The sequence below is a fragment of the Nocardiopsis listeri genome (genome assembly GCF_020741345.1).
Classification (GTDB): Bacteria; Actinomycetota; Actinomycetes; order Streptosporangiales; family Streptosporangiaceae; genus Nocardiopsis; species Nocardiopsis listeri_A.
The window spans coordinates 1-4,265 of sequence record NZ_DYZD01000190.1; the positions used below are offsets into that span (position 1 = coordinate 1).

Genomic DNA, 4,265 nt, shown 5'->3' on the forward strand with positions numbered 1-4,265 from the left:
CACCGCTTCTCGAAAGCCCTGAACCAAGTCCTCTGAGAAAGGAACACTCGTGTTCGTCGTCAACGACATGCCCGAACAGATCGATGGCCGGATCGTCACCGAGCTGGAGAAGACGTGCGTTTCCACGCTCGGCCATCTTCGGGACCACGGCTTCGCGCTCGGTCTGCAGCCGAACAGGCGCCCGCTCAAGTTCGTCGGCACGGCGGTCACGGTGCGCATTCCGCACCTGGACTCCACCGCCGTCCACATGGCGGTCGACATGCTGCGCCCCGGTGACGTCCTGGTCGTGGACCAGTCCGGTGACCGACAGCGCTCGTGCTTCGGCGGCCTGGTCTCCTACACGGCCAAGGCCCGAGGTGCGGTGGGGGCGGTGATCGACGGGTCGATCAACGACCACGACGAGACCCTGGCCTACGACTTCCCGGTGATCTCGCGCGGGTACAGCCCGCTGACCACCCGCATCGGCGGGATCGAGGGCGCGATCAACGTGCCCGTCACCATCGCGGGCGCGGTCGTGAACCCGGGTGACGTCGTCTTCGCGGACTCCGATGGTGCCGCCTTCCTCTCGCCTGAGGAGGCGGTGGGTCTGGGCGACCTGCTGAAGTCCAAGGAGGACGCCGAGATCCCGGCGCGGGAGTCGATCTCGGCCGGCGGTTCCCTCGCGGAGTTCTCCGGGGCGGCCACCCACCTTCCCTGAGGCACGCTCCCAGCGGAGCTCTCACCTCGGCCCCGGGCCCGGGCGGTTCACACCGTCCCGAGCCCGGGGCCGTCGTCATGTTCCTCGGGCCGCCCTCTCGGGTGGCCCTGAGACGTTGACGGAAGTCCACAACACCTACGCCTGGCTTCTGTGCGCCCCGGCCACTGCCTCGAAGGAGCCGGTATCGGACAATGGGGGACGACCACCTCCCACCACCTCCCCGAGGGGATCCACCATGCCCGACGTCGGGACCAAGAAGCATGTCCGTCACCGCGGTCTCACCGCTCGCGACCTCGCGCTCATCGCGATCTTCGCCGCCCTCATCGCCGCGATGAGCGTCACCGTCGCCATCCCTCTGCCGTTCTCCCCGGTGCCGATCACCCTTCAGACCCTGGGCATCATGCTCGCCCCGAGCCTCCTGGGCTGGAAGCGAGGAACCCTCGCCGTGGTCGCCTTCCTCGCCCTGGGCCTGGCCGGTCTGCCCCTCTTCGCGGGTGGCCGCGGCGGACTCTCGGTCCTGGTCGGGCCCTCGGCCGGGTTCATCGTCAGCTGGGTCTTCGCCGCCCTGGTCATCGGCCTGCTCACCGACCTCATGGTCCGGAACGGCAAGTACCGCTTCTGGCAGGGCCTGCTGATCAACGCCCTGGGCGGCATCGTCGTCATCTACGCCATCGGTGTCCCGTGGATGGGGGTCGTCCTGGGCGACGGCGTCCTGGCCACCGGCGCGGCCATGATCGCGTTCCTGCCCGGTGACGTCGTCAAGGCCGTGGTGACCGCGCTCATCGCCGCCACCGTTTTCCGCGCCTACCCCATCCCGCCGGCCGGCCGCCCGGTCTCCGCCACCACGGAGACGGAGAAGAACGCCTGATGCTTCGCATCGAGGGGGTCTCCCACTCCTACGACGACCGCGCGGTCCTGCGCGGCATCACCCTGGACCTGGCCGAACACCGTATCGGCGTGATCGGGGCCAACGGATCGGGCAAGTCCACGCTCGCCCGCACCCTCAACGGACTCGTCCTGCCCGACGAGGGCCGTGTGTCGCTGGGGGAGTGGGACACCCGGCGACACGCCAAGCACATCCGGCGCCGTGTCGGCTTCGTCTTCTCCGACGCCGCCAACCAGATCATCATGCCGACGGTCGTCGAGGACGTGGAGATCGGACTGCGGTCCTTGCGCCTGGGACGTGTCGAGACCGCGCGCCGGGTCGACGAGATCCTCGCCCGCCACGGCCTCGACGGCCACCGCGACCACCCCGGACACCTGCTCTCCGGGGGCCAGAAGCAGTTGCTGGCGTTGGCCTCGGTTCTGGTCACCGAGCCGGACGTGTTGGTGTGCGACGAGCCCACCACCCTGCTGGACCTGCGCAACACCCGAATGGTGCACCGCACCCTGGACGGTCTCGAACAGCAGGTCGTCCTGTTCACGCACGACCTCGACCTGCTCGCCGACTTCGACCGGGTTCTGGTCATGGACGAGGGCCGGGTGGTCTTCGACGGTGTGCCGGCGGACGCCATCGCCTTCTACGCCAAGCTGATGGACGACGGGCCGACACCGGGGCGGGCGTCGTGAGCGTGGTGGGGTTGTACGTCGCCGGCCGCGGGCCGCTGTACCGGGTTCCGGCCGGCCCGAAGCTGTTCGCCCTGCTCGTGCTCGGCGTGGTGCTCATCGTCGCCGCGAACCTGTGGTCGGCCCTTGCCACCCTGTTCCTGGCCCTGTTGCTCTACCCGGTCGCCGGGCTGGGCGTGCGCCGGGCCCTGGCCGTTCTGCGCGCGCTGTGGCCGTTCCTGCTGGCCATCGGTGTGTTCCAGGCATTGTTCGTGGGCGAGTGGACCGAAGGTGTGCGGCTGTGCGCCCAGCTCGCCGGACTCGTCCTGCTCGCCAACGCGATCACCCTGTCCACCCGGGTCAAGGAGATGCTCGGCCTGTTCGAACGCATTTCCCGGCCGCTGCGCCACATCGGTGTGAACCCGGACCGGGTGGCGTTGGTGCTGGCGTTGACCATCCGGTCCATCCCCATGGTCGCGACCGCCTGGTCAGCGGCCAGGGACGGTTACCGCGCCCGTGGTCTGCGAGGGCGGCCCCACCTCCTGGTGGTGCCGGTGATCGTGCACCTGCTGCGGATGGCCGAGGCCACAGGGGAGGCCCTGGTGGCCCGGGGGATCGACGAGGACGCCCGAACCGGCCACCCATGAGGGGACTCCGTACCGATTCAATATCGGGTGGGTGATTTCTCCTCGCGGGCTGTGGATAATAATCCGAACGGCCCGCCCCGCCGGGTCGATGGCCCCACATCCCCTGGACAGTGTTGTTTTGCGCCTCCGCCGGTGCTTCGGCGTGTTCGGGCGCCCCCGTGGTTCACGAAACAGACCTTGAGCTCAAGGAACCGGTGATCGCGTGCCCCGGCGTCTCCTCGCCGAAAGACGAACCCGGCCCCTGGCCCCGTCCGTCCTGCTCGCCCTCTGCATCGCCCTCATCCTGCCCGCCGCGACCCCGGCCGGAGCCGTGCCCATGCTCCCCGAGAACGCCCTGCTCGCCCCACTGGTCGTGGACTCTCGGGTGCCGTTGGTGCCCTTCGCCCCCACCACCGCCCCGGCCACCGGCGGCTCCGCCCTGACGGCCCAGGCCCGCGCCGCCCTCGACGACCGCGTCGCGGCCCTGGGCGAGGGCGTCGACTTCGGTATCGCCGTCCAGGACCTGCGCACCGGGACGACCTACAGCCACAACGGCCAGGACCGTTTCCCCTCGGCGAGCGTGGCGAAGCTGACCGTGCTGGCCATGTTGCACCTGAGCGCCGACGAGGAGGACCGGGACCTCACCGCGACCGAGCTCTTCCAGGTCGAACAGATGATCCGCTTCAGCGACAACGAGGTCACCGACGGTCTCTACATGCGCCTGGGGTTCACCGAAGGGTTCCTGCGCCACGCCGAAGCCCTGGGGTTCACCGGCACCGAGCCCCACCCCGGCGGCTCCTGGGGTTCCACCATGACCACCCCCTCCGACCAGATCCGTCTGCTGCGCGCCCTGTACACCGACGAAGGCCCGCTGGCCGACGAGGACCGCGCGCACATCCGGGAGCTCATGGAGTCGGTCAGCCCCGAACAGGCCTGGGGCGTGTCGGCCGTCGCCACCGACCACGACACCGTCGGACTCAAGAACGGGTGGACCCCGCGCGAGTCCAACGGAGGCCTGTGGACCATGAACAGCGTCGGCTACGTGTTCGGTCCCGACCGCGAGTACCTGATCGCGGTGATGTCGGACCACAACACCGACTACGCCACCGGGATCACCCTTTTGGAGGACCTGGTCACCGAGGTGGTCGGGGCCATCGAGGGTCCCGGCGTCCACGACGACCACATCGCCGTCGGCACCGCGGTCCGCTGACCGGCCGCCCCTCGGGTCCGGGGCGGGCGTTCAGCGCCCGAAGGAGGTGGGTGACCAGGGTGTTCAGGTAGTCGGGCTCGACCTCGGCCCGGAGTATGTTGAGGCGCCAGTACAGGGGCGCGGCCAGCAGGTCCAGAGCCAGGGGCAGGTGGGTGTCCTCGGGGAGTTCCCCGCGCTCGATCGCCCG

Annotated in this window: 6 protein-coding genes; 5 read left to right on the forward strand and 1 reads right to left on the reverse strand. The window is 69.7% G+C overall.

The window, feature by feature from the left end; all coding sequences use genetic code 11:
- Positions 1 to 49: 49 nt before the first annotated feature.
- The 5 genes from K8V84_RS10505 to K8V84_RS10525 all read left to right on the forward strand — a co-directional run bounded on the left by K8V84_RS10505 (position 50) and on the right by K8V84_RS10525 (position 4,078).
- Positions 50 to 697 carry an RraA family protein gene (locus tag K8V84_RS10505; RefSeq protein ID WP_304073682.1) on the forward strand — a complete coding sequence of 216 codons (648 nt, stop codon included), beginning with the start codon at positions 50 to 52 and terminating at the stop codon, positions 695 to 697.
- Positions 698 to 932: 235 nt separating this feature from the next.
- Positions 933 to 1,565, forward strand: a complete 633-nt coding sequence (locus K8V84_RS10510) for a biotin transporter BioY (protein WP_369696619.1) — start codon at positions 933 to 935, stop codon at positions 1,563 to 1,565.
- Positions 1,565 to 2,266 (forward strand): ABC transporter ATP-binding protein, encoded by a 702-nt coding sequence (locus K8V84_RS10515; RefSeq protein ID WP_304073688.1) that lies wholly within the window; start codon positions 1,565 to 1,567, stop codon positions 2,264 to 2,266. The genes K8V84_RS10510 and K8V84_RS10515 overlap by 1 nt, the downstream gene beginning before the upstream one ends.
- A complete protein-coding gene (locus tag K8V84_RS10520) occupies positions 2,263 to 2,889 on the forward strand; it encodes an energy-coupling factor transporter transmembrane protein EcfT (protein ID WP_304073691.1) in 627 nt (208 codons plus the stop codon). The genes K8V84_RS10515 and K8V84_RS10520 overlap by 4 nt, the downstream gene beginning before the upstream one ends.
- A 202-nt stretch (positions 2,890 to 3,091) precedes the next feature.
- The gene (locus K8V84_RS10525) at positions 3,092 to 4,078 is read left to right on the forward strand and encodes a serine hydrolase (RefSeq protein ID WP_304073693.1); all 987 of its coding nucleotides are present in this window, start codon (positions 3,092 to 3,094) and stop codon (positions 4,076 to 4,078) included.
- Here K8V84_RS10525 and K8V84_RS10530 read toward each other — a convergent pair.
- On the reverse strand, positions 4,002 to 4,265 hold a 264-nt coding region (locus K8V84_RS10530), incomplete at its 5' end, for a TetR/AcrR family transcriptional regulator C-terminal ligand-binding domain-containing protein (RefSeq protein WP_304073696.1). The two genes, K8V84_RS10525 and K8V84_RS10530, sit on opposite strands and share 77 nt — an antisense overlap.